Origin of the sequence: Erwinia sp. PPS120 (assembly GCF_047918655.1) — a bacterium.
GTDB classification, from domain to species: Bacteria; Pseudomonadota; Gammaproteobacteria; order Enterobacterales; family Enterobacteriaceae; genus Erwinia; species Erwinia tasmaniensis_A.
In genome coordinates this window covers 13060-36877 of the sequence record NZ_JBLREF010000002.1, presented here as the reverse complement: position 1 = coordinate 36877, position 23818 = coordinate 13060, and the positions used below count along the sequence as shown (strand labels likewise).

Genomic DNA, 23818 nt, shown 5'->3' with positions numbered 1-23818 from the left:
ATAACCCCGCGCTGAGTTTTTTTATGCCCGGCTGCCTGGGATCCGGTTATTTCCCATGTCATAAAAATGTCATATTGCGTACATGTTACTGTCATCAAAATGTCCTATTTTCCCTCCAGCAGCAAAAAATACTGAGATTAAGACCGCGTGTAGTCTGACTTTTAATCCCCCGGAGGGAATATGACACTGGTACGCAAAACCCTGACGCAATGCGTCGCAGTAACCCTTTCACTCAGCACCCTTTCCGTCATGGCGGCCACCAATCTGACCGGCGCGGGCGGCACCTTCCCGGCGCCGGTGTATAACAAATGGGCCGCAGAGTACAACACGGCGACGGGCGCGCAGGTTAACTATCAGGGCATCGGATCCTCCGGCGGCGTAAAGCAAATCATCGCGAAAACCGTCGACTTTGGCGCGTCTGACGCACCCATGAAAGACGACGATCTGCAAAAAAATGGCCTGTTCCAGTTTCCTGCCGTGATTGGCGGCGTGGTACTGGCCGTTAATCTGCCCGGGGTGAAATCCGGCCAGCTGACGCTGGACGGTAAAACCGTTGGCGATATCTATCTGGGCACCGTCAAAAAGTGGAATGACCCGGCTATTAGCCGCCTGAACCCTGGCGTTAAACTGCCCGACAGCAATATCAACGTGGTGCGCCGCGCCGACGGCTCCGGCACCTCATTCGTCTTTACCAGCTACCTGGCAAAGGTAAACAGCGACTGGAACAGCAAAGTGGGCAAGGGTAATACCGTAAACTGGCCGGTTGGCCTGGGCGGTAAGGGTAACGACGGCGTTGCCGCCTTTGTTCAGCGGCTGCCAGGCTCAATTGGCTACGTCGAGTATGCCTATGCGAAACAAAATGGCCTGGCCTGGACCAAACTGCAGGATGCCGATGGCAAAGCGGTTGAACCCGGCGAGCAGAGCTTCAGCAATGCGGCGAAAGGCGCAGACTGGCAGCGCTCTTTTGCTCAGGATCTGACGTTTCAGAAGGGCGAAAATGCCTGGCCGATCACCTCCACCACCTTCATTTTGCTGCATAAAACGCAGGATAGCGCCGACAAGGGCGCAGCCGTACTGAAATTCTTCGACTGGGCTTACAAAAACGGCAGCAAAACCACCACCAGCCTGGACTATGCGCCGCTGCCGGATGCGGTCGTTGAACAGGTCCGTGCCGCATGGAAAACCAATGTTAAAGACAGCTCAGGAAAGGCCCTCTTTTAGTTAAGGGGCACGCTGACTGATCCCGTATGGGGCGATCCCAGGGCCGCGCCAACACTAACTTACTGAGAACGCTATGGCTGCAACCACGCCGACATTCAGGCCTCCCGGCAGGCGGGGCGATATTATCTTCAGCGCGCTGGTCAGGCTGGCGGCGCTGATTGTGCTGTTGCTGCTGGGCGGCATTATCGTCTCGCTTATTTTCTCCTCCTGGCCGAGTATCCAGAAGTTTGGCTTTGCATTTTTATGGACCAAAACCTGGGATGCGCCCAACGAACAGTTTGGTGCGCTGGTGCCGATTTATGGCACCGTCGTCACTTCACTTATTGCGCTGATCATTGCCGTACCGGTCAGCTTCGGTATCGCCCTGTTCCTGACCGAGCTGGCGCCCAACTGGATGCGTCGTCCGCTTGGCGTGGCCATTGAATTGCTTGCCGCGATACCGAGCATCGTCTATGGAATGTGGGGGCTATTTATCTTTGCCCCGCTGTTTGCCACCTGGTTCCAGACGCCGCTCGGCGAACTGATGGCGAATATTCCCATCGTCGGCGCGCTCTTCTCCGGCCCGGCCTTCGGCATCGGCATTCTGGCCGCCGGGATTATTCTCGCCATTATGATCATTCCCTATATCGCGTCGGTCATGCGCGACGTCTTCGAACAGACGCCGGTGATGATGAAGGAATCCGCCTACGGCATTGGCTGCACCACCTGGGAAGTTATCTGGCGCGTGGTGCTGCCGTTTACTAAAAATGGCGTGATCGGCGGGGTGATGCTTGGCCTCGGGCGGGCGCTCGGTGAAACCATGGCGGTGACCTTTATCATCGGCAATACCTACCAGCTCGACAGCCCGTCGCTGTTTATGCCGGGCAACAGCATTACCTCGGCGCTGGCGAACGAGTTTGCCGAAGCAGAATCGGGCGTGCATACCGCCGCGTTGATGGAGCTGGGGCTGATTCTCTTTGTGATTACCTTTATCGTGCTGGCCTGCTCGAAGCTGATGATCCTGCGGCTGGCGAAAAGTGAAGGAGGGCGCTCATGACCGCGCTGGATATGCATACGCCTGCCGCGATAGCGGCCTCACGTCGCAAAATGCAGGCCTGGCGACGGCTGAAAAACCGCATCGCGCTGACGCTTTCGCTGATGACGATGGCGTTTGGCCTCTTCTGGCTGGTGTGGATCCTGTTTGCCACCGTTACGCGCGGTATGGATGGCCTGACGCTGTCGCTGTTTACCGAAAATACCCCGCCGCCAAACACGGCCGGGGGGGGCCTGGCGAACGCCATCGCTGGCAGCGGACTGCTGATCCTCTGGTCGACGGTAGTGGGTACGCCGCTGGGGATCATGGCCGGGATCTACCTGGCGGAATATGGCCGTAAATCCTGGCTGGCGGAGGTTATCCGCTTTATTAACGATATTCTGCTCTCCGCGCCCTCCATCGTGGTCGGCCTGTTTGTCTACACGCTGGTGGTGGCGCGGATGCAGCACTTTTCCGGCCTGGCGGGCGTGGTAGCGCTGGCGCTGCTGCAGATCCCGATTGTCATTCGCACGACGGAAAACATGCTCCGGCTGGTGCCGGACAGCCTGCGCGAAGCGGCCTATGCGCTGGGCACGCCCAAATGGAAGATGATCTCGGCGATTACCCTCAAAGCCTCGGTTTCCGGCATTCTTACCGGCGTGCTGCTGGCGATTGCCCGTATTGCCGGGGAGACCGCGCCGCTGCTGTTTACCTCGCTCTCCAACCAGTTCTGGAGCACCGATATGATGCAGCCGCTGGCAAACCTGCCGGTGACGATCTTTAAATTCGCCATGAGTCCGTTCGCGGAGTGGCAGAGCCTGGCCTGGGCGGGCGTACTGTTAATTACGCTTTGCGTCCTTCTGCTGAATATTCTGGCGCGCGTGGTTTTCGCCAGGGGCAAACATTAATTAAGCGTGCGGCTGCGGCGGCATGAACCATGCGAGACGAACAATGGCTGACAACTCCTCCAGTAATATGATTCAGGTGCGAAATATGAACTTCTGGTATGGAAAATTCCATGCACTGAAGAATATCAACCTGGATATTGCCAGAAATCAGGTAACCGCTTTTATCGGTCCGTCGGGCTGTGGGAAATCCACGCTGCTGCGCACCTTCAACAAGATGTTTGCGCTCTACCCGGAGCAGCGCGCGGAGGGTGAAATCCTGCTCGACGGCGAGAATATCCTGACCGCCAGCCAGGATATCGCCCTGCTGCGCGCACGGGTGGGGATGGTCTTTCAGAAGCCGACGCCGTTCCCGATGTCGATTTACGAAAACATCGCGTTTGGTGTACGCCTGTTTGAAAAACTCTCGCGTGCCGATATGGACGAGCGGGTACAATGGGCGCTGACCAAAGCTGCACTGTGGATGGAAACCAAAGATAAGCTACATCAGAGCGGCTACAGCCTGTCCGGCGGGCAGCAGCAGCGGCTCTGTATTGCGCGCGGCATTGCCATTCGCCCGGAGGTGCTGCTGCTGGATGAACCCTGCTCGGCGCTGGACCCGATTTCCACAGGCCGTATCGAAGAGCTGATCACCGAGCTGAAGCAGGATTACACCCTGGTGATTGTCACGCACAATATGCAGCAGGCGGCGCGCTGCTCCGATCACACCGCCTTTATGTACCTGGGCGAGCTTATTGAGTTCAGCGATACCGACACGCTGTTCACCAAACCGCACCAGAAGCAGACTGAAGACTACATTACCGGCCGCTACGGTTGATCGACGGGAGAACACGATGGACAGCCTTAACCTCAATAAACATATCTCCGGGCAGTTCAACGCCGAGCTGGAGCATATCCGTACCCAGGTGATGACCATGGGCGGGCTGGTAGAGCAGCAGCTTACCGATGCTATCACCGCAATGCATAACCAGGATGGCGAGCTGGCGAAGCAGGTCATTGCGGGCGATCAGCAGGTCAACATGATGGAAGTGTCGATTGACGAAGCCTGTGTGCGGATCATTGCCCGGCGTCAGCCCACCGCCAGTGATTTACGGCTGGTGATGGCGATCATCAAAACCATTTCCGAGCTGGAACGCATCGGCGACGTGGCGGATAAAATCTGCCGTACCGCCCTGGAAAAGTTTGGTCAGCAGCATCAGTCGCTGCTGGTGAGCCTGGAGTCACTGGGCCACCACACTATTCAGATGCTACACGATGTACTGGATGCCTTCGCGCGTATGGATCTTAATGCCGCCGTCGAAATTTATCGCGAAGACAAAAAGGTTGACCAGGAATATGAAGGTATCGTGCGACAGCTAATGACCTATATGATGGAGGATCCGCGCACCATTCCTAGCGTACTCACCGCGCTGTTCTGCGCGCGTGCCATCGAGCGCATCGGCGACCGCTGCCAGAATATCTGCGAAATCATCTTTTACTTTGTGAAGGGGCAGGATTTCCGCCATATCGGCGGCGACCAGCTGGATAAGCTGTTAACGGATGACAGCGAAGGCAGCAATACGCCAGACTGAGACGGGTGACGACGAAGACCGTCACCCGTAGCGATAAATCAGGCGCAGGCCCCGTTTGTGCGCGGTTACTTCGTCAGATCCCAGTCGCGCGCCTTCCACAGTCCCGGGAGCTGTGCCATATCATCAAACGCGGTCACCAGCGGATGGTCAATCGGCTTATTATGGGCATCCGCACAGTAATAGAATACCGGGATACCCGCGGCAACGCCGGCGTTAGCGCCCGCTTCGGAGTCATCCACCAGAATGCAGTTCTCCAGGGGGACACCCATCTGTTTCGCCGCGTAGACCATCAGGTCCGGATCCGGTTTCCAGCTGTTGATATCGTAGCCGCTATACAACCGGTCATCAAAAAAGGGGCGCATCTTCGTCAGGCCCAGCGAATGCTGCATTTTCGGCACGGTGCCGTTTGACACCACGCAGACGGGCACGGTTATCTGCTCCAGCAGGGCATAAGCGCCTGATATCGGCTTAAGTTCAAGGTCAAAAAGGCGTGTAACCTCTGCCCGCCAGGCAGATTCAAACTCCTCCACCGGCACGGTCAGGTTAAACCGGTTAGCCACGGTGGGGATAATCTCGTACAGTTTAACGCCCTTATATTTCTCAAACATCTCCTGCAATGGCAGCTCCGCGCCAAAGCGGGCAAAGATGTTGACGTAGGCCTGGGCACAAAGTAATTCGCTGTCAACCAGCGTCCCGTCGCAATCAAAAAACACACAGCTAACAGACATGGTGGGTTCCTGTATTCATTATCCTTATGCCACTTTACCTGTCTGACACCGAAATGCGACCCGCAATTGTCATTTCCGGTTAGCGGCGGCAATCTGAAGGCAAATGAGGCGCAATCGGTTGCGAAAAAACCGCCTGGCCGTCTACCATTAATAAATTTTTAGGTTAGGATAGCCGACGATAACTTCTCTTCGTTCTGGAATCACACAATGAATAATCCTGGCCTGTTACAGCGGATCTTTAAACTGCAGGAGCACGGCACGACTGCGCGCACGGAAGTGATTGCGGGATTCACCACGTTTCTGACGATGGTCTACATCGTTTTTGTGAATCCCCAGATCCTGGGTGCAGCGGGCATGAATACCCAGGCGGTGTTTGTCACCACCTGCCTGATTGCCGCTTTCGGCAGTATTCTGATGGGCCTGGTGGCCAACCTGCCGGTTGCGCTGGCACCGGCAATGGGACTGAATGCCTTTTTTGCCTTTGTGGTGGTGGGGGCCATGGGCATTTCATGGCAGGTCGGCATGGGCGCGATATTTTGGGGGGCGACGGGGCTGCTGCTGCTGACTCTTTTCCGCGTCCGCTACTGGATGATCGCCAATATTCCTCTCAGCCTGCGGGTGGGCATTACCGCCGGTATCGGCCTGTTTATTGCGATGATCGGTCTGAAGAACGCCGGCATTGTGGTGGCTAATCCGGAGACGCTGGTTGCCGTCGGCCACTTAACCTCCCACAGCGTACTGCTGGGGGCGCTGGGCTTCTTTATTATCGCCATTCTGGCGTCACGTAATATCCACATCGCAGTGCTGGTATCCATTGTGGTGACCACGCTGATTGGCCTGGCCCTTGGTGATGTGAAGTACGGCGGCGTATTCTCCGCGCCAACGGGCGTCACCTCGATTATCGGCCAGGTCGATCTGGCCGGTTCGCTGAACGTTGGCATGGCGGGGATCATCTTCTCCTTTATGCTGGTCAATCTGTTCGACTCCTCCGGTACGCTGGTCGGCGTCACGGATAAAGCCGGTCTGACCGATGAGAAAGGCACCTTCCCGCGTATGAAGCAGGCGCTCTATGTCGACAGCATCAGCTCGGTGGTTGGCTCATATATCGGCACCTCTTCGGTAACCGCCTACATTGAAAGCTCATCGGGCGTCGCGATCGGCGGTCGCACCGGTCTGATGGCGGTGGTCACCGGGATCCTGTTCCTGCTGGTGATGTTTCTTTCCCCGCTGGCGGGTATGGTGCCGCCCTATGCGGCAGCCGGTGCGCTGATTTACGTTGGTGTGCTGATGACCTCAAGCCTGACGCGGATAAAGTGGGAAGATCTGACCGAAGCCGTTCCGGCTTTCGTTACCGCCATCATGATGCCGTTCAGCTTCTCCATCACCGAGGGGATCGCCCTCGGTTTTATCTCCTACTGCGTAATGAAGCTCGGCAGCGGTCGCTGGCGTGAAATTACGCCTTGTGTGGTCATTGTGGCGCTGCTGTTTATACTGAAAATCGTGTTTATAGACGCATCCTGAGTGATAGCCGGGAAGTTTTTTTCTCAATATTTCCTGGCTAATACTTAATTCATTCAACATAAGGTGATGATTTAACAGCGTGCTTATCTAAGCGTTACTGGTGAGCGGGTGCGATATTGAATTATCAGGATATGATTTTTTGAGATCTCAATAATCTCTTTGAATGGAATTATGAGAATAAAGCACCCTGACGCCGTTATCTCAATTTGACGATGAAAGAGGAGAGTGAAAATGCCAGGGGAAACTAATGATGCGGAATAAGATAAATTGAGATTACTGTTTTTTTTAGACTAGTCTAAAAAAACAGAGCAGACTGACAAAGGTCGTCTACTCTGTGGCTAAATATCTCAGTTGAGATTTTTTGAGTTATATATTTGTTACGTTGCTACTCTCGGAAAAATTCCGATCAGAGAGGCATTACTCGGCTGAAGAAGTTTGCTTAAAACGAAAATCCATTGAACTTATCGTCCCATTATCAAAGGATGGGGGCAGTACTTCAAAATTATTTGAGTTATTCAGGAAAAACTCGTTTAAAAAAGTGAACAGAAAACCTGCACCGGATACGGCTGAAATTTCATTGGCATTAAGTTCTTTCATTTTTCATTCCTTATTTAGTTGTTGCTATTTCATAAGCATGGGAAAGCATTATATCGAGGAGCAACTTTAACATTAGCGCGTTCCCCGATTTGAATGCTAATATACAGGCCAGCAAAAAAGAATAGTATTATGTCGAATAATCAGACAGGCTAAACCATATATGATTACTGAGTCATGGATCTTAAAGGTATGCATCCCGACGGAAACAACATAATAAATATTCTCCCTGGGAAAGGATATTTATTTTTATTAAACGTTGGCTTTTATTATAGCGTTCATGCGGGTGTTACCAGGTGGCATCAAAAGCTTCTGCTGGTCAGACGCAGAACATGCTGGCCTATATTGACTTTATTGACCAGAATATTCTGTAACTGAACCCAGTTCTCATCTTCATCATATTCCCATAGATGTAGCCGCTCGCTGCCGGATGAAAAGGCGCAGGACCAGAGCAGCAGCGGTTCAACGTTTGAAACCGCCTGAATATCCGGGAAGCCGTTCGCTCTGAACCGACCGGAGGCGGGATGCAGGTGCAACAGGTCACCCGGATCTGGCGCCCGGCCCGTGAGTTTCAGCAGGCTTTTACGCATAGCCCAAAGCTGAATTGCCGCCTCAGACGGGTCGAGCTGTGCGTTAATCCAGGCTTTTTCGCCAGAAGAGAGGTCGCGCAGATACCGATCCATGACCTGTCGGCTATGAGCCCGGACAATCTCCATTCCCAGCCCGGCCCTGCCGCCTTCCTCCGCCAGCAGTACGCCAACCACGGTGCCAGCATAAGCGATACTGAAATCGGGCAGATGGCGATCGACAAAATGCGGACGACCGTAGGAAGAGATCGTTAATTCAGGAAGTTCAGCTATACCATAAATCCGCAGCATCAGCTCGGCCAGCAGTGAACGCGCGGTAAGAAATCGCGAACGCCGCTTTTCAGGCAGCGTAGCGGCGAAATCGATCAGTTTGTGGGGAAGCCGCAGCGCCTGGAGAGTGTTATGGACAAGCGTTCGACGTGCAAAATGTGCTGCCATCTGTCGCTCCATGATAATGGTCGGAAATCCTTAGTTTAATTGTAAGAATGTTCTTAGCAAATAGCATCCCACATTATCAGGATTTAGTGAATTTCAGATAAGGCTCAGGCCAGCCGTTTATTTGCCAATACAGAAACTGGAGAAGATACGGCCCAGCAAATCATCGGAGGTGAATTCACCGGTGATTTCGCTCAGCGCCTGCTGTGCGACACGTAGCTCTTCTGCAAGCAATTCACCCGCGCGTGCGCCCAGCAACTGCTCGCGTCCCTGTAATAAGTGAGTGGCTGCTAACTCCAACGCCTGAAGATGACGGCGGCGCGCCAGGAAACCCCCCTCTGTATTGCCGGAAAAGCCCATGCTGGCTTTGAGATGATTGCGCAGCACATCGATCCCATCGCCGGTGCGGGCAGAAAGGCGAATAAGTGAGTGACCATTAACTTCCGTCAGACCCTGCGCCTCGCCCGTTACATCAGCTTTATTACGCACTACGGTAATGGGTAAACCAGGCGGAAGACGCGCCACAAAATCGGGCCAGATATCTGCTGGCCCGGTGGCGTTGGTGGTGGTGGCGTCGACCATAAACAGTACGCGGTCGGCATGCTGAATCTCTTTCCACGCGCGCTCAATACCGATACGCTCCACTTCGTCGCTAGCCTCACGCAGCCCTGCCGTATCAATCACATGCAGCGGCATGCCGTCGATCTGAATATGTTCACGCAGCACGTCACGCGTGGTACCGGCGATATCGGTTACGATAGCTGCCTCACGCCCCGCCAGCGCGTTAAGCAGGCTGGATTTGCCGGCATTAGGACGACCAGCAATAACAACTTTCATGCCTTCCCGTAGCAGGCTTCCCTGTCGGGCTTCGTTACGTACCGCGTCAAGATCGTTAATGACCTGGTATAACTGCGCTTCAATTTTGCCGTCGGAAAGAAAATCGATCTCCTCATCCGGGAAGTCGATAGCCGCTTCCACGTAGATCCGCAGGTGAGTAAGTGCTTCCACCAAATTATTGACGCGCAGCGAAAAAGCGCCCTGTAGGGAGTTCAACGCAGAGCGTGCCGCCTGTTCAGAACTGGCATCGATCAGATCGGCAATGGCTTCCGCCTGCGCCAGGTCAAGTTTGTCATTGAGAAATGCACGCTCGGAGAACTCTCCCGGCCGGGCAATGCGCACGCCGGGCAGGGCAACAATGCGCTTTAACAGCAGATCGAGGATTACCGGCCCGCCATGTCCCTGCAATTCCAGCACATCCTCTCCGGTAAAAGAGTGGGGGCCGGGGAACCACAGCGCGATGCCCTGATCCAGCGCCTGCCCCTCACCATCACGAAAAGGCAGATAATCGGCATAGCGCGGCCTGGGAAGTTTGCCCAGCAGCGCCTGAGCGACTTCAGATGCCCTGCTGCCGGAAACCCGAAGGATACCTACGCCGCCGCGGCCTGGCGGCGTAGCCTGAGCAACAATTGTTTCGCTGTGGTTCATAGTTAACTCTCTTTTCTGGGCAAAAAAATAAGGCGGTCAGATGACCGCCTTATTTTACTGGGTTATTTGCGGTTATTCGCGCAAATTACGCTTTCTTCTTGTCGCGGCTGTGAAGACCGCGTTTTTCCAGGCCGCGATAAATCAGCTGCTGCTGGAGGATGGTCACCAGGTTACTGACGATGTAATACAGTACCAGACCTGCCGGGAACCACAGGAAGAACACGGTGAAGATGACCGGCATAAAGGTCATGATCTTCTGCTGCATCGGGTCGGTCACGGTGGTCGGCGACATCTTCTGGATGAAGAACATCGTGATGCCCATCAGGATCGGCAGGATGTAGTACGGGTCCTGTGCAGAGAGGTCATGGATCCACAGGGCAAACGGCGCATGGCGCAGCTCAATGGAGCCCATCAGCATGTAATACAGTGCCAGGAAGATAGGCATCTGAATAACCAGCGGCAGACAGCCACCCAGCGGGTTCACTTTCTCGGTTTTATACAGCGCCATCATCTCCTGACTCATACGCTGTTTGTCGTCACCGAGACGCTCACGCATCGCCTGGATTTTCGGCTGAAGCATACGCATCTTCGCCATCGAGGTGTACTGCGCCCGGGTCAGTGGGTACATGATGCCACGTACGATAAAGGTGATAACGATGATGGAGAAGCCCCAGTTACCGATAAAGCTGTGGATGAACTTCAGCAGCTTAAACAGCGGCTGAGAGATAAACCACAGCCAGCCGTAATCGACAGTCAGGTCCAGATGCGGCGCAATCGCGGCCATCTTGTCCTGAATTTCCGGGCCAACCCACAGAGTGGCAGACAGATTCTGCTGCGAGCCTGGCGCGACGGTCACCGGCGCTGACTTGTAGCCGATAGCGGCAATACCGTTACCGAGGTTGCTGGTATAGAGCGTATTGGTTCCGGCGGTGCGCGGTACCCATGCGGTGGCGAAATACTGCTGCAGCATTGCCACCCAGCCGTTGCTGGTGGTGGTGCTCAGGTTTTCGTTATCGCTGATTTTGTCGAATTTGTACTTCTCGTAGTTGGTCTCACTGCTGGAGTAAGCCGCGCCACGGAAAGTGTGCAACGCAAAGTTGTTGCTGCCGGTATCACGATGCTTAGGCAGGTCAATGGTCTGCTTCAGCTGGCCGAACATCGCCACTTCCAGCGGCTGCTGGGTAGTGTTGTTAACCTGATAGTCAACGCCGACCGCATAGTCGCCACGTTTAAACACGAAGGTTTTGGTGTAGGTCGCGCCGTTTTCAGCAGTGAACGTCAGCGGGATACGCAGTTCGCTCTGACCGTCAGCCATCTCATAGTTATCCTGAGAGGCAGTAAACAGTGGACGTGCGCCATTAGCCGGATTGTCCGGGCCGTTACGACCGGTCAGACCGCTTTGCGCCTGATACAGAAAGCCTGGGGTCGTTTCCAGCAGCTCAAATGGCTGTGAAGAACCCAGTTTATCAGGGTAAGCCAGCAGCAGTGCCTGCTCGATATCACCACCGCGGGTGTTGATATGTAAAGACAGGACATCAGTCTTAACGGTGATCGTTTTGCCCTGGCCGCTGGCAGGTACACCCTGATTAGCAGCATCACCGACTGCGCTGGTCGTGTTCTGTGTGGTCTGGGTCTGCACAGGCTGCGGAGCATGGTCCGTTTGCCAGGCTTGCCAGATCATAAAGGACACGAACAGAAAAGCGATGAGAAAGAGATTGCGTTGCGAATCCATCGTTAATGTTCTCTGGTATCAATGGTTATTTGGCGGCACCGGATCGTCACCACCCGGATTTAAAGGATGGCATTTTAATACGCGTTTCATCGTCAACCAACTGCCTTTTATTACGCCGAACCTGCGCAATGCCTCAATGCCGTATTGAGAGCACGTTGGATGAAAACGACAGTGGGGTCCTAAGAGGGGGCTGATTACGCGCTGATAGACGCGAATCAGCCCAATCAGGAGCCGCGAGCCAGGCGACAGTGTCGACGCCATATCTTCTCCAACGCTTCCGCCAGCGCCTGGTTATCCAGGTCGGCAACCCCTTTTTTCGCCACCACTACAAAATCCATAGCGGGCAGGTCATGCTGACGCAGACGAAAGCTTTCGCGGGTCAATCGCTTGATCCGGTTGCGTTCATGCGCGCGCTTAACGTGTTTTTTGGCGACGGTAAGACCGATGCGGGGATGCCCCAGCGAGTTCTGGCGGCCGAGAATGGTAATTTGCGGCGTGCCAGCTCTTTGTGGCTGCTGGAAGACGAAGGTGAAATGAGTGGGAGTTAACAAACGTAACTCCCTGGGAAATGCGAGCTTAACCACTCAGCGGTTAGCTTTTATTACTTAGAAACGGTCAGACGTGAACGGCCTTTAGCACGACGACGTGCCAGAACCTGACGACCATTTTTTGTTGCCATACGAGCACGGAAACCGTGTGAACGGTTACGCTTCAGTACGGACGGTTGAAAAGTGCGTTTCATGGCGATTTCTACCTAAACTTGGAAAATTTCACTTGGTGACGCGTTTTCATGGTCAGAAAATCGACCGACGCCTCAGTGTGTCTTTAATAAAGAGGCGGGATTGTAATAATTGTACAGTCCGGAGTCAATTTACTTCGCGTTAAAGTCGCGTCTGGATGTCCCGTTCGACCGCAAAACCAGCCGGTTCGGGCCAGAGCGCTACACGCCGGGGCGGGAATTATACGGCGTTGGGGATAAATCGCAAGGATCGACCAGGATCTTCTGGCGATCTCATTGCAGAAAGCATGCAATAATAACGTGATGGAAGCGTAAAACTCCTGTGAATGCTGAGGATCCTGGCTGCCTTTTGGCCATGAAGAGGTACACTTATCACCGCGCGTCAGTGCCTGTGGATAAAATGGATCAAAACTGTGTAGAAAGTGAAGATCTCTGCGGCGCTTTACGCTATGATCCGCCCTTCCGTTAGCGATCCTCGTGGTCTGCCTGCAACGGAGTAACCGTGGATAGCGGTTCGTATGTGCGTCATCTGCATGCGTCAACAATGATGAATTTATCGCTTCAGCGCCTTTTTTCTTATCGAATTTTTTCGAGTGGAGTCCGCCGTGTCACTTACGCTTTGGCAACAGTGTCTTGCCCGTTTGCAGGATGAACTACCTGCCACAGAATTCAGCATGTGGATACGTCCATTGCAGGCCGAATTAAACGACAACACGCTGGCCCTGTATGCACCAAATCGCTTTGTGCTCGACTGGGTTAGGGATAAATACCTCAATAATATCAACGGTCTGCTTAACGATTTCTGCGGCAGTGACGTTCCCCTGCTGCGTTTTGAAGTCGGTAGCAAGCCCGTGACGCGCCAGATTAGCCAGCCGGTGATGGCCAGCGCCCATGCCAGTGCGCCCGTGAACCATGGCGCCCGCCCGGCTCCTGCACGGCCAAGCTGGGACAGCATGCCCGCCCCGGCAGAACTGTCATACCGCTCAAACGTGAATACCAAACATAATTTCGATAACTTCGTTGAGGGTAAGTCGAACCAGCTGGCACGCGCGGCGGCGCGTCAGGTGGCGGACAACCCCGGCGGCGCGTATAACCCTCTCTTCCTTTACGGCGGTACGGGCCTGGGTAAAACCCACCTTCTGCACGCCGTGGGGAACGGCATTATGGCGCGTAAGCCGAATGCTAAAGTGGTCTATATGCACTCCGAGCGCTTCGTGCAGGATATGGTTAAGGCGCTGCAAAACAATGCTATCGAAGAGTTCAAGCGCTACTATCGATCGGTTGATGCGCTGCTTATTGATGACATTCAGTTCTTTGCTAACAAAGAGCGTTCGCAGGAGGAGTTTTTCCACACCTTCAATGCGCTGCTGGAAGGTAATCAGCAGATCATCCTGACCTCGGATCGCTATCCAAAAGAGATCAACGGCGTGGAAGATCGCCTGAAATCGCGTTTTGGCTGGGGTCTGACGGTGGCCATTGAGCCGCCCGAGCTGGAAACCCGTGTGGCGATCCTGATGAAAAAGGCGGACGAAAATGACATTCGCCTGCCGGGCGAAGTGGCCTTCTTTATTGCCAAGCGTTTGCGTTCCAACGTGCGCGAGCTGGAAGGGGCGCTGAACCGGGTGATTGCTAACGCCAACTTCACCGGGCGCGCCATCACCATTGATTTTGTCCGTGAAGCGCTGCGCGATCTTCTGGCGTTGCAGGAAAAGCTGGTTACCATTGATAATATTCAGAAGACGGTAGCCGAGTACTACAAAATCAAAGTGGCTGATTTGCTGTCCAAACGGCGTTCCCGCTCGGTGGCGCGGCCGCGTCAGATGGCGATGGCGATGGCTAAAGAGTTGACCAACCACAGTTTGCCGGAGATCGGCGATGCTTTCGGGGGTCGTGACCATACCACGGTACTGCATGCCTGCCGCAAAATCGAGCAGCTGCGTGAAGAGAGTCACGATATTAAAGAAGATTTCTCAAATCTAATCAGAACATTATCTTCCTGACGCTATGAAATTTATTGTAGAACGCGAGCACTTACTTAAGCCCTTACAGCAGGTCAGCAGCCCACTGGGCGGTCGTCCGACGTTACCGATCCTCGGCAACCTGCTATTACAGGTTACCGAAGGCAGCCTGTTGCTGACCGGGACCGATTTAGAGATGGAAATGGTGGCCCGCGTCGCCCTGATGCAGGATCACGAGCCGGGCGCCACTACCGTACCGGCGCGCAAATTTTTTGATATCTGCCGCGGCCTGCCCGAAGGCGCGGAGATCACGGTTATTCTGGATGGGGAGAGAATGCTGGTCCGCTCAGGACGCAGCCGCTTCTCACTCTCCACCCTGCCCGCCAGCGACTTTCCGAACCTGGATGACTGGCAGAGCGAGGTTGAGTTCACGCTGCCGCAGGCCACTATGAAGCGCCTGATCGAGGCCACGCAGTTCTCCATGGCGCATCAGGACGTACGTTATTACCTCAACGGCATGCTGTTTGAAACCGAGGGGGAAGAGCTGCGCACCGTGGCAACTGACGGCCACCGTCTGGCGGTGTGTTCCATGCCGGTGGGCCAGGCGCTGCCCAGCCATTCGGTGATCGTACCGCGCAAAGGCGTGATTGAGCTGGTGCGGCTGCTGGACGGCGGCGAAACGCCGCTGCGCGTGCAGATTGGCAGCAACAACATCCGTGCGCACGTGGGCGATTTCATTTTTACCTCGAAGCTGGTCGATGGGCGTTTCCCTGACTATCGTCGGGTACTGCCGAAAAACCCGGATAAAACGCTTGATGCGGGATGTGACCTGTTAAAGCAGGCTTTCTCACGCGCGGCGATCCTCTCTAACGAGAAGTTTCGCGGCGTTCGCCTCTATATCAGCGAAAATCAGCTTAAAATCACGGCGAATAACCCTGAACAGGAAGAAGCCGAAGAGATGCTGGATGTCACCTACGGCGGTACCGATTTAGAAATCGGTTTTAACGTCAGCTACGTGCTGGATGTACTGAATGCGCTGAAGTGCGAAAACGTCCGCCTGCTGCTGACGGACTCCGTGTCCAGCGTGCAGATTGAGGATGCGGCCAGTCAGAGCGCGGCCTACGTCGTGATGCCAATGCGGTTGTAGTAAATTATCGGGTTAACTTACTTGCCATCTCAGGGTTGGACAGTGCTCAAAATCCTCACGTACTTTGTGTACGCTCCGTTTTTTGCGCGCTGGCTGCCCCCAGACTGGCTACGCCGTTGACGCCCTGGCCTGTCGTAAAGAAAGGGCAGGATGCTGCTCTATCATCGCCTGTTTTGGAATTCCGTCTGTATGGCTTTAACCCGCCTTCTTATTAAAGACTTTCGCAATATCGAAAACGCAGACCTTTCGCTGGCACCCGGATTTAATTTTTTGGTGGGGCCAAACGGCAGCGGTAAAACCAGCGTTTTGGAAGCGATTTACACCCTGGGTCACGGCCGCGCTTTTCGCAGCTTACAGGCGGGGCGGGTGATCCGTCACGACCAGGACGCTTTTGTGCTGCACGGGCGGATCGCGGGGGCTGAGCGGGAAACCTCCGTTGGCCTGACCAAAAACCGCGCCGGAGACAGCAAGGTGCGCATTGACGGCAGTGACGGCCATAAGGTCGCCGAACTGGCGCATATGCTGCCTATGCAGCTGATCACGCCCGAGGGCTTTACCCTGCTTAACGGCGGCCCTAAATATCGCCGGGCCTATATCGACTGGGGCTGTTTTCATAACGAGCCGGGCTTCTTTACCGCCTGGAGCAACCTCCGACGCCTGATGAAGCAGCGTAATGCCGCGCTTCGGCAGGTGTCCCGCTATCAGCAAATTCGCGCCTGGGATCAGGAGCTGGCCCCGCTTGCCGGGCAGATCAGCGCCTGGCGCGCGGCCTACAGCGAGGCGATAGCAGAGGATATTAACGCCACCTGTGCGCAGTTTTTACCCGAATTCCAGCTGAGCTTCTCTTTCCAGCGCGGCTGGGACAAAGAAAGTGATTACGCTGAGCTGCTTGAACGCCAGTTTGAGCGCGACAGAGCGCTTACCTACACCGCCAGCGGGCCACATAAAGCCGATTTTCGCATTCGCGCCGATGGCACGCCGGTGGAAGATTTACTGTCACGCGGCCAGTTAAAGCTGCTGATGTGCGCCCTGAGACTGGCGCAGGGTGAGTTTCTCACCCGACAGAACGGGCAACGCTGCCTGTATCTGATAGACGATTTTGCCTCCGAGCTGGATGAAACGCGTCGGCTGCTGCTGGCTTCGCGTTTAAAAGCCACGCATGCCCAGGTTTTTGTCAGCGCTATTGGTGCCGAACACGTGTTCGACATGGCTGACGAAAAGGGCAAGATGTTCCGCGTGGAACAGGGTAAAATAGCGGTTCAACCTGAAGATTAAACGAGCGAGAAACGTTGATGTCGAATTCTTATGACTCCTCAAGTATCAAAGTTCTTAAAGGGCTTGATGCAGTACGCAAACGCCCGGGTATGTATATCGGCGATACGGATGACGGCACCGGTCTGCATCACATGGTATTCGAGGTCGTGGATAACGCCATCGACGAAGCCCTCGCGGGCCACTGTAAAGATATTGTTGTCACCATCCACGCCGATAACTCCGTTTCCGTGCAGGATGATGGCCGTGGGATCCCTACCGGCATTCACGAAGAAGAGGGCGTCTCGGCGGCTGAAGTGATCATGACCGTGCTGCACGCAGGCGGCAAGTTCGATGACAACTCGTATAAAGTATCGGGCGGTTTGCATGGCGTGGGCGTCTCGGTGGTGAATGCCCTGTCTGAAAAGCTGGAGCTGACCATCCGTCGTGAAGGCAAAGTCCACCAGCAGGTTTACGTTCACGGTGTGCCGCAGGCGCCACTGAACGTAACGGGTGAGACGGACCTGACCGGAACGCGCGTGCGCTTCTGGCCAAGCCACGAAACCTTTACCAACGTTACCCGCTTTGAATTTGAGATCCTGGCAAAGCGCCTGCGCGAACTTTCCTTCCTGAACTCAGGCGTGTCTATCAGGCTGGAAGACAAGCGTGACGACAAGCAGGATCATTACCACTATGAAGGCGGTATCAAAGCCTTCGTGGAATATCTGAACAAAAACAAAACCCCTATCCATCCGAACGTATTCTATTTCTCAACGGAAAAAGACGGCATCGGCGTGGAAGTCGCGCTGCAATGGAACGACGGTTTTCAGGAAAATATCTACTGCTTTACCAACAACATTCCGCAGCGCGACGGTGGTACGCACCTGGTGGGCTTCCGTACCGCCATGACCCGTACGCTGAATGCCTATATGGATAAAGAGGGCTACAGCAAAAAAGCCAAGGTCAGCGCCACCGGTGATGATGCACGTGAAGGGCTGATTGCCGTGGTATCGGTTAAGGTGCCGGATCCGAAGTTCTCCTCACAGACTAAAGACAAGCTGGTCTCCTCTGAGGTGAAAACGGCGGTCGAGCAGCAGATGAATGAACTGCTGGCGGAATACCTGCTGGAAAACCCCACCGATGCGAAAATCGTCGTGGGTAAAATCATTGATGCCGCCCGCGCCCGCGAGGCCGCGCGCCGTGCTCGTGAGATGACCCGCCGTAAGGGCGCGCTGGACCTGGCCGGTTTACCGGGCAAGCTGGCTGACTGTCAGGAACGTGACCCCGCGCTGTCTGAAATCTACCTGGTGGAGGGTGACTCCGCAGGCGGTTCTGCCAAACAGGGCCGTAACCGTAAAAATCAGGCCATCCTGCCGCTGAAGGGCAAAATCCTGAACGTCGAAAAAGCGCGCTTCGACAAGATGCTGGCTTCGCAGGAAGTGGCGACGCTGATCACCGCGCTGGGCTGTGGTATTGGCCGCGACGAATACAACCCGGATAAACTGCGCTATCACAGCATCATTATCATGACCGATGCGGATGTCGACGGCTCACATATCCGTACGCTGCTGCTGACTTTCTTCTACCGTCAGATGCCGGAAATCATTGAGCGCGGTCACGTCTATATTGCTCAGCCGCCGCTGTATAAGGTGAAAAAGGGTAAGCAGGAGCAGTATATTAAAGATGACGACGCGATGGATCAGTATCAGATAGCGATCGCGCTTGACGGTGCCACGCTGCACACCAACGCCAGTGCGCCTGCGCTGGGCGGTGAGCAGCTGGAAAATCTGGTCTTCGAGTTTAAGAGTACGCGTAAGATGATCAAGCGCATGGAGCGCCGTTATCCGGTGGCGCTGCTGAACGCACTGATCTACCATCCAACCCTGAGCGACGTCAGCGTTGAAGCGCCGGTGAAGCACTGGCTGGATGGGCTGGTGACTTACCTGAACGAGAACGATCAGCACGGTAGCTCTTATCTCGGCCTGGTACGCGAAAACCTTGAGCAGCATACGTTTGAACCGATTCTTCGCGTGCGTACCCACGGCGTGGATACCGATTACCCGCTGGATAATGATTTCGTGGTGGGCGGTGAGTATCGCAAACTCTGCACGCTGGGTGAGAAGCTGCGCGGCCTGATTGAGGAAGATGCCTTTATCGAGCGCGGCGAGCGCCGTCTGCCGATCGAAAGCTTCGAGCAGGCGGTAGAGTGGCTGGAAAAAGAGTCGCGTCGTGGCCTCTCCGTTCAGCGTTACAAAGGTCTGGGCGAAATGAACCCGGAGCAGCTGTGGGAAACGACCATGGATCCCGAAAGCCGCCGCATGCTGCGGGTAACGGTGCGGGATGCGATCGCCGCCGATCAGCTGTTTACCACGCTGATGGGGGATGCGGTTGAACCTCGTCGTGCCTTTATTGAAGAGAATGCCCTGAAAGCCGCCAATATCGACATCTAATCGTCGTATGGTGTCCCGGCTGCTGACGCCAGGCCTTTTGGTCTGGCGTCAGCGACCCGATTTAATTATTCAAATACCCCGCCAGCGCATACTGATAAAACTCACTGTTATTCTTTATGCCCAACTTACGCATCACCGCCCGTTTATGGGTGCTGATGGTTTTTACGCTCAGCTGAGTCAGCCGCGAAATATCCGTCAGTGACATCCCCTCGCTGGTATACCGCACCACCATCTCCTGCTGTTTGCTTAACGGCGAACGCAGCTGGCTACGATGCGACGGATTAGCCTTCATAATCGCCGGATCCCGCCGGGTAAACAGCAGCTGCAAACCCTTAGCCGACTCGCGCTTATGCAGATAAATATGGTGCAGCGGGCAGTAGTCGCCACGTTCCTTATGACACTGTCGGGCGAAAAAAATTGTCACATGCCGCAGGATGGTCCTGCCGGCCAGGGGGAATGCGTGGGGAAAACAGGTTTCCAGCACGGGTGATGTGTGATTCACATCGGTGATGATAAGGTCGGGAGCGAGGAACGAATCTTCGGTCTCTGAAATGATGAAAACCGGACTGGTTATCAGACTGTTGGGCCAGGCCTGCGAAACCAGCGCCACGGCTCCGGATATAAAAAAGTGGTCAGTACTGACAATGAGTACATTCATGCATCTTTCCTCCATGAAAGGGTATTTCCTTTGTGCCGCTCAACGTGTATGCCCGTCTGGGCAATAACGGCAACGGTGTGCTAAATAGAGAATAACATCAGGGAGCAACCTTGTTCCCTGATGTTATTTTCCAGACCCGCAGCAGATGCAAAGTTGCCAGATATGGTAAATATCACCTTCTGCTTAATCTTTATGCAGATTACTTTACGCGTAAAACAGGTATCTGCGCTACATTTTCCGTTAAGTATTCTCACTGCCGCGACGTTGTGACACATCCAGCCTGTCCAGCCGCAGCCCCACATTCCGCATCGGCAAAACCTGACGGCGCAGCCTCACAACGCATTATCATGCTGGTCATGGTGCGCGTAATCGCGTTAGCATGAGGAAAATCTTTAGCTGACGAGGATGTAATGGCGATAAAACTGATTGCAATTGATATGGATGGCACCCTGCTTACCCCTCAGCATGAGGTCAGTCCGCGCGTCCGGCAGGCGATTGCAGCGGCGCGTGATAAAGGCGTGGCTATCGTGCTGGCTACCGGACGCCCGTTTATCGGCGTACAGCAGTATCTGCAAACGCTCGACCTGCAGCAGGAAGGGCAGTTCTGTATCACCAATAATGGCGCGCTGGTACAGCAGGCTGAAGATGGCCGGTGCGTGGCGGAGGTGGTGCTGACGTTCAGTGATTATCTCTATTTCGAAAAAATGGCCCGTGAGCTGGGCGTCCATTTCCAGGCGCTGACAAAAACCCTGCTGTTCACGCCAAATAAAGACATCAGTCAGTACACCGTCCATGAGTCTTCAGTAACCGGCATCCCGCTGCGCTATCGCGCGGTTGATGAGATGGATACGAACAGCACCTTTCCAAAAGTGATGATGATCGACGACCCGGATAAGCTGGACGAAGCAATATCGCGTATTCCTCAGGAAGCCCGCGATCGCTATACCATCATGAAAAGCTCGGCTTACTATCTGGAGATTCTGGATAAGCGCGTCAATAAAGGCGCGGGCGTTAAAGCGCTTGCAGACCGCTTAGGCCTGTCGTCTGAGCAGGTGATGGCGATTGGCGATCAGGAAAATGACATTGCCATGCTGGAATTCGCCGGCACCGGCGTAGCGATGGGTAACGCCATTGAGAGCGTTAAGAATGTCGCTCAGTTTGTGACGAAAACCAATATCGAAGATGGTGTGGCTCACGCCATCGAGAAATATGTACTGTAGCGCCAGTCGATAATACGGGCAGGTCGGTTCTCCCAGCCTGTCTTTATCGCGCGCAGCCGGGCACAGGGTAAAGCGGGATCCGCCACGCTGACCCTCTGCCCATAGCAAAAGGGCAAAGGGCAGGCATTATGACGGAACATCAGCTGACGTTTGATCAACGAAATCATCATCTCACCAATATCAATAGCTGGACGGCTGACGGCCAGTGGCTGGCTTATGACGTGCGTCCTGACGGGGCCACTTTTGCCAGCCTGACCATTGAGCGTGTCAATCTTAGCGGGCAGACCGAGGTGCTGTATCAGGCTAAAGAGGGTGCACACGTTGGCGTGGTCACGGTCAGCCCCGATCTGCCTCCCCGCTACGTCTGTATACACGGACCGGAGCACCCGGACAGCCAGTGGAAATATGATTTTCATCATCGCCGTGGCGTTATCGTTCAGCATGGTCGGGCGGAAAATCTCGACGCCTGTGATATTACCGCACCTTTTACTCCCGGCGCCCTGCGCGGCGGGTCGCACGTCCACGTTTTCAGTCCTGACGGTACGCGGCTCAGTTTTACCTACAATGACCATGTTATGCATGAGCTGGACCCTAAAGAGGATTTGCGCAGCATCGGCGTGGCGGTGCCTCTGCATGCGGTCTGTCCGCACAAGCAGCATCCCCGGGAGTATGACGGCAGCCATTTTTGCGTACTGGTCAGCCAGACCACCTCGTCGCCCCAGCCGGGTAGCGACGAAATAGGTCGCGCCTTTGAAGAGGGCTGGATAGGCACTGAAGGGTATCTGCGGCATAACGGCCATCGTCAACGCTGGGCGCTGGCGTTTATTGGCGAGACGCGCTCGCAGCAGGGTGAGAAAGTTTGCGAGGTGTTTATCGTCGATTTGCCGGAGACGCTGTCAGACTATGCGCAGCCAGGCGATCGTCCTCTGGAGGGAACCGCGACCCATCTCCCAGCGCCCCCACGCGGCGTACAGCAGCGCAGGCTGACCTTTACCCACTCGCGCGCGTACCCCGGCGTGGTGACGATGCCGCGTCACTGGCTGCGTTGCTCACCGGATGGTCGGCACATTGCCTTCCTGATGAAAGACGAGGGGGGCATTGTTCAGCTGTGGACTATCTCACCCGCTGGGGGTGAACCGCATCAAATCACCCACGTCACCAGCAATATTCAGTCGGCATTTACCTGGCACCCGGACGGACGGTCGATAGCGCTTGTTCAGGACAACAGCGTGATGCTGTGTGAAATACCCACTGGCAAAATGAAGCGCCTGACCGGTCGAACGGCGCAGGCCCCGCTTGCCGACGCCGTTGTCTGTTCGCCAGATGGGCAGCACGTCGCGTTTCTGCGCAATATTGATGGCTGGCAGCAGATATTTATTACTGAAACAGCCCAGGATTAAGGCGCTGTACTGACGGGCTTCCCGTTGATAATCAGCGGTGCAGCTCCCGCCAGGCTTTCATCGGTATGGTTCTGCTGTTCGCTGCGCATTACGCGCTCACGCGGGGAGTCGCCGGTTCTGTCACTTCCTGAGCGGAAGTAATCCCACGGCAGCAGCAGCGTGTCCAGCACGGCGGTAAAAGGCAGATCGAGAGCTGCCAGCGGGCGCATGACCCAACCGTTGCTGCTGTCGGCGACCACCTTTGCACCGGCGCGGGTACCGGGATAGTAACCCTGATCGGGCCCGCTATGGGACATTATGCTGGCACAGCCGGACGTTCCCGCCAGCGAAAGGCAGGCCAGCAGGCCAGCGAAACGACATTTATTTATTGCTATCATAGTCATCATCCCTTCATCCACGGCAATTGCCGATCTGGTTTTGCTCCTCGACGTGCCGGGAAACCCACGGTTACTCTGCGGTAACTCATGCAACGTCTCTAAAAATTCCTTCCTGAGTGTAAGATATTCACCGATTTTAAGGTTAAAAAATCGCATATTTGCCCCTTGAAAGCCGCCAGGCCGTCACCATTTTATTAGCAGGGTCACAAAAGCGAACGCCGACAGGGTTCCGCAATTGCGACCGGCGGCCTGTCCAGTATGGAAGGTCAGAAACAGTATCTCGCTGACTATCAGGAGTTATCACCATGCGTAATTTCGACCTTGCCCCACTCTATCGTTCATCCATTGGTTTTGATCGTCTGATTAACCTGCTGGAATCCAATCAGGGCCAGAGCAACGGGGGTTACCCGCCCTATAACGTTGAGCTGGTGGCAGAGAATCAGTACCGTATCACCATCGCCGTCGCGGGCTTCGCCCAGAGCGAACTGGATATAACCGCCCACGATAATTTACTGACCGTGCGCGGGGCGCATCCCGAAGAGCAGCAGGAGCGTACCTACCTTTACCAGGGTATTGCAGAGCGCAACTTTGAGCGCAAATTTCAGCTGGCCGAACACGTAAACGTGCGCGATGCCCGACTGGAAAACGGCCTGCTCTATATTGACCTGGAGCGTATCGTTCCTGAAGCGAATAAACCGCGCCGTATAGAGATCGTTAAATAACGCGCAGCCTGCAAGGCAGGCCGCTGGAGCAAAGTGATATCCACCCCGGACGCTTTCTTTAGCGAACAGAGCCGGAGCCCGTCATCCCGACGGGCTCCGGCAATT

At 54.9% G+C, this 23818-nt stretch carries 22 protein-coding genes and 1 pseudogene; 13 read left to right on the top strand and 10 right to left on the bottom strand.

Annotated elements, in window-relative coordinates; translation table 11 throughout:
* Positions 1-180: 180 nt before the first annotated feature.
* The 5 genes from pstS to phoU all read left to right on the top strand — a co-directional run bounded on the left by pstS (position 181) and on the right by phoU (position 4709).
* The gene (gene pstS, locus ACLRGG_RS01305; protein WP_416248057.1) at positions 181-1221 is read left to right on the top strand and encodes a phosphate ABC transporter substrate-binding protein PstS; all 1041 of its coding nucleotides are present in this window, start codon (positions 181-183) and stop codon (positions 1219-1221) included.
* Positions 1222-1294: 73 nt separating this feature from the next.
* Complete coding sequence (pstC, locus tag ACLRGG_RS01300; RefSeq protein WP_416248056.1) at positions 1295-2257, top strand: phosphate ABC transporter permease PstC; 963 nt, start codon at positions 1295-1297, stop codon at positions 2255-2257.
* Positions 2254-3141: a phosphate ABC transporter permease PstA gene (gene pstA, locus ACLRGG_RS01295; protein WP_416248055.1), complete on the top strand. Its 888-nt coding sequence runs from the start codon at positions 2254-2256 to the stop codon at positions 3139-3141. The genes pstC and pstA overlap by 4 nt, the downstream gene beginning before the upstream one ends.
* 43 nt (positions 3142-3184) lie before the next feature.
* Positions 3185-3955 carry a phosphate ABC transporter ATP-binding protein PstB gene (gene pstB, locus ACLRGG_RS01290; protein WP_345829566.1) on the top strand — a complete coding sequence of 257 codons (771 nt, stop codon included), beginning with the start codon at positions 3185-3187 and terminating at the stop codon, positions 3953-3955.
* A 16-nt stretch (positions 3956-3971) separates the two neighbouring features.
* The gene (gene phoU, locus ACLRGG_RS01285; RefSeq protein ID WP_416248054.1) at positions 3972-4709 is read left to right on the top strand and encodes a phosphate signaling complex protein PhoU; all 738 of its coding nucleotides are present in this window, start codon (positions 3972-3974) and stop codon (positions 4707-4709) included.
* A 65-nt stretch (positions 4710-4774) separates the two neighbouring features.
* On the opposite strand, the gene yieH is transcribed toward phoU, so the two are convergent.
* Entirely contained in the window at positions 4775-5437 is a 663-nt protein-coding gene (gene yieH, locus ACLRGG_RS01280; protein ID WP_416248053.1) for a 6-phosphogluconate phosphatase, read from the bottom strand.
* Positions 5438-5644: 207 nt separating this feature from the next.
* Here yieH and ACLRGG_RS01275 point away from each other — a divergent pair, with 207 nt between their 5' ends.
* Positions 5645-6958 carry an NCS2 family permease gene (locus ACLRGG_RS01275; protein ID WP_416248052.1) on the top strand — a complete coding sequence of 438 codons (1314 nt, stop codon included), beginning with the start codon at positions 5645-5647 and terminating at the stop codon, positions 6956-6958.
* A gap of 417 nt (positions 6959-7375) precedes the next feature.
* Here the strand turns inward: ACLRGG_RS01275 and ACLRGG_RS01270 are convergent, their stop codons facing one another.
* The 7 genes and pseudogenes from ACLRGG_RS01270 to rpmH form a co-directional block, all read right to left on the bottom strand.
* Positions 7376-7555, bottom strand: a complete 180-nt coding sequence (locus tag ACLRGG_RS01270; RefSeq protein ID WP_416248051.1) for a hypothetical protein — start codon at positions 7553-7555, stop codon at positions 7376-7378.
* A 299-nt stretch (positions 7556-7854) separates the two neighbouring features.
* Positions 7855-8577 (bottom strand): 4'-phosphopantetheinyl transferase family protein, encoded by a 723-nt coding sequence (locus ACLRGG_RS01265; protein ID WP_416248050.1) that lies wholly within the window; start codon positions 8575-8577, stop codon positions 7855-7857.
* A 117-nt stretch (positions 8578-8694) separates the two neighbouring features.
* Entirely contained in the window at positions 8695-10059 is a 1365-nt protein-coding gene (gene mnmE, locus ACLRGG_RS01260; protein ID WP_416248049.1) for a tRNA uridine-5-carboxymethylaminomethyl(34) synthesis GTPase MnmE, read from the bottom strand.
* An 85-nt stretch (positions 10060-10144) separates the two neighbouring features.
* Positions 10145-11791 (bottom strand): membrane protein insertase YidC, encoded by a 1647-nt coding sequence (gene yidC, locus ACLRGG_RS01255; RefSeq protein ID WP_416248048.1) that lies wholly within the window; start codon positions 11789-11791, stop codon positions 10145-10147.
* A 2-nt stretch (positions 11792-11793) separates the two neighbouring features.
* Positions 11794-12052, bottom strand: a pseudogene (yidD, locus tag ACLRGG_RS01250) (membrane protein insertion efficiency factor YidD).
* Positions 12016-12375, bottom strand: a complete 360-nt coding sequence (gene rnpA, locus ACLRGG_RS01245; RefSeq protein ID WP_416248047.1) for a ribonuclease P protein component — start codon at positions 12373-12375, stop codon at positions 12016-12018. The pseudogene yidD and the gene rnpA overlap by 37 nt, the downstream one beginning before the upstream one ends.
* Positions 12376-12392: 17 nt before the next feature.
* Positions 12393-12533: a 50S ribosomal protein L34 gene (rpmH, locus tag ACLRGG_RS01240; protein ID WP_003849659.1), complete on the bottom strand. Its 141-nt coding sequence runs from the start codon at positions 12531-12533 to the stop codon at positions 12393-12395.
* 602 nt (positions 12534-13135) lie between these two features.
* Here rpmH and dnaA point away from each other — a divergent pair.
* The 4 genes from dnaA (at position 13136) to gyrB (ending at position 19336) form a co-directional block, all read left to right on the top strand.
* The gene (dnaA, locus tag ACLRGG_RS01235) at positions 13136-14530 is read left to right on the top strand and encodes a chromosomal replication initiator protein DnaA (protein ID WP_416248046.1); all 1395 of its coding nucleotides are present in this window, start codon (positions 13136-13138) and stop codon (positions 14528-14530) included.
* Positions 14531-14534: 4 nt separating this feature from the next.
* Positions 14535-15635: a DNA polymerase III subunit beta gene (gene dnaN, locus ACLRGG_RS01230; protein WP_416248045.1), complete on the top strand. Its 1101-nt coding sequence runs from the start codon at positions 14535-14537 to the stop codon at positions 15633-15635.
* Between the two features lie 189 nt (positions 15636-15824).
* Positions 15825-16910 (top strand): DNA replication/repair protein RecF, encoded by a 1086-nt coding sequence (recF, locus tag ACLRGG_RS01225; protein WP_416248044.1) that lies wholly within the window; start codon positions 15825-15827, stop codon positions 16908-16910.
* Between the two features lie 17 nt (positions 16911-16927).
* Positions 16928-19336, top strand: coding sequence for a DNA topoisomerase (ATP-hydrolyzing) subunit B (gene gyrB, locus ACLRGG_RS01220; protein ID WP_416248043.1), 2409 nt, complete (start codon positions 16928-16930; stop codon positions 19334-19336).
* A gap of 61 nt (positions 19337-19397) precedes the next feature.
* Here gyrB and ACLRGG_RS01215 read toward each other — a convergent pair whose 3' ends face one another.
* The gene (locus ACLRGG_RS01215) at positions 19398-19994 is read right to left on the bottom strand and encodes a helix-turn-helix transcriptional regulator (RefSeq protein WP_416248042.1); all 597 of its coding nucleotides are present in this window, start codon (positions 19992-19994) and stop codon (positions 19398-19400) included.
* A 410-nt stretch (positions 19995-20404) separates the two neighbouring features.
* Here ACLRGG_RS01215 and yidA point away from each other — a divergent pair, with 410 nt between their 5' ends.
* Positions 20405-21214 (top strand): sugar-phosphatase, encoded by an 810-nt coding sequence (yidA, locus tag ACLRGG_RS01210; protein ID WP_416248041.1) that lies wholly within the window; start codon positions 20405-20407, stop codon positions 21212-21214.
* Between the two features lie 128 nt (positions 21215-21342).
* Entirely contained in the window at positions 21343-22614 is a 1272-nt protein-coding gene (locus tag ACLRGG_RS01205; protein WP_416248040.1) for a YidR family protein, read from the top strand.
* Here the strand turns inward: ACLRGG_RS01205 and ACLRGG_RS01200 are convergent.
* The gene (locus ACLRGG_RS01200) at positions 22611-22991 is read right to left on the bottom strand and encodes a YceK/YidQ family lipoprotein (protein WP_416248039.1); all 381 of its coding nucleotides are present in this window, start codon (positions 22989-22991) and stop codon (positions 22611-22613) included. The genes ACLRGG_RS01205 and ACLRGG_RS01200 overlap by 4 nt on opposite strands.
* 305 nt (positions 22992-23296) lie before the next feature.
* Between ACLRGG_RS01200 and ibpA the strand changes: the two genes are divergently transcribed.
* Positions 23297-23713: a small heat shock chaperone IbpA gene (gene ibpA / locus ACLRGG_RS01195; RefSeq protein WP_067700519.1), complete on the top strand. Its 417-nt coding sequence runs from the start codon at positions 23297-23299 to the stop codon at positions 23711-23713.
* Positions 23714-23818 lie beyond the last annotated feature (105 nt).

What these genes read in the sequence shown, in the direction of transcription:
- pstS (WP_416248057.1), top strand. Translation starts at nt 181, where the DNA reads ATGACACTGGTACGCAAAACCCTGACGCAATGCGTCGCAGTAACCCTT.
- pstC (WP_416248056.1), top strand. Translation starts at nt 1,295, where the DNA reads ATGGCTGCAACCACGCCGACATTCAGGCCTCCCGGCAGGCGGGGCGAT.
- pstA (WP_416248055.1), top strand. Translation starts at nt 2,254, where the DNA reads ATGACCGCGCTGGATATGCATACGCCTGCCGCGATAGCGGCCTCACGT.
- pstB (WP_345829566.1), top strand. Translation starts at nt 3,185, where the DNA reads ATGGCTGACAACTCCTCCAGTAATATGATTCAGGTGCGAAATATGAAC.
- phoU (WP_416248054.1), top strand. Translation starts at nt 3,972, where the DNA reads ATGGACAGCCTTAACCTCAATAAACATATCTCCGGGCAGTTCAACGCC.
- yieH (WP_416248053.1), bottom strand. Translation starts at nt 5,437, where the DNA reads ATGTCTGTTAGCTGTGTGTTTTTTGATTGCGACGGGACGCTGGTTGAC.
- ACLRGG_RS01275 (WP_416248052.1), top strand. Translation starts at nt 5,645, where the DNA reads ATGAATAATCCTGGCCTGTTACAGCGGATCTTTAAACTGCAGGAGCAC.
- ACLRGG_RS01270 (WP_416248051.1), bottom strand. Translation starts at nt 7,555, where the DNA reads ATGAAAGAACTTAATGCCAATGAAATTTCAGCCGTATCCGGTGCAGGT.
- ACLRGG_RS01265 (WP_416248050.1), bottom strand. Translation starts at nt 8,577, where the DNA reads ATGGCAGCACATTTTGCACGTCGAACGCTTGTCCATAACACTCTCCAG.
- mnmE (WP_416248049.1), bottom strand. Translation starts at nt 10,059, where the DNA reads ATGAACCACAGCGAAACAATTGTTGCTCAGGCTACGCCGCCAGGCCGC.
- yidC (WP_416248048.1), bottom strand. Translation starts at nt 11,791, where the DNA reads ATGGATTCGCAACGCAATCTCTTTCTCATCGCTTTTCTGTTCGTGTCC.
- rpmH (WP_003849659.1), bottom strand. Translation starts at nt 12,533, where the DNA reads ATGAAACGCACTTTTCAACCGTCCGTACTGAAGCGTAACCGTTCACAC.
- dnaN (WP_416248045.1), top strand. Translation starts at nt 14,535, where the DNA reads ATGAAATTTATTGTAGAACGCGAGCACTTACTTAAGCCCTTACAGCAG.
- recF (WP_416248044.1), top strand. Translation starts at nt 15,825, where the DNA reads ATGGCTTTAACCCGCCTTCTTATTAAAGACTTTCGCAATATCGAAAAC.
- gyrB (WP_416248043.1), top strand. Translation starts at nt 16,928, where the DNA reads ATGTCGAATTCTTATGACTCCTCAAGTATCAAAGTTCTTAAAGGGCTT.
- ACLRGG_RS01215 (WP_416248042.1), bottom strand. Translation starts at nt 19,994, where the DNA reads ATGAATGTACTCATTGTCAGTACTGACCACTTTTTTATATCCGGAGCC.
- yidA (WP_416248041.1), top strand. Translation starts at nt 20,405, where the DNA reads ATGGCGATAAAACTGATTGCAATTGATATGGATGGCACCCTGCTTACC.
- ACLRGG_RS01205 (WP_416248040.1), top strand. Translation starts at nt 21,343, where the DNA reads ATGACGGAACATCAGCTGACGTTTGATCAACGAAATCATCATCTCACC.
- ACLRGG_RS01200 (WP_416248039.1), bottom strand. Translation starts at nt 22,991, where the DNA reads ATGATAGCAATAAATAAATGTCGTTTCGCTGGCCTGCTGGCCTGCCTT.
- ibpA (WP_067700519.1), top strand. Translation starts at nt 23,297, where the DNA reads ATGCGTAATTTCGACCTTGCCCCACTCTATCGTTCATCCATTGGTTTT.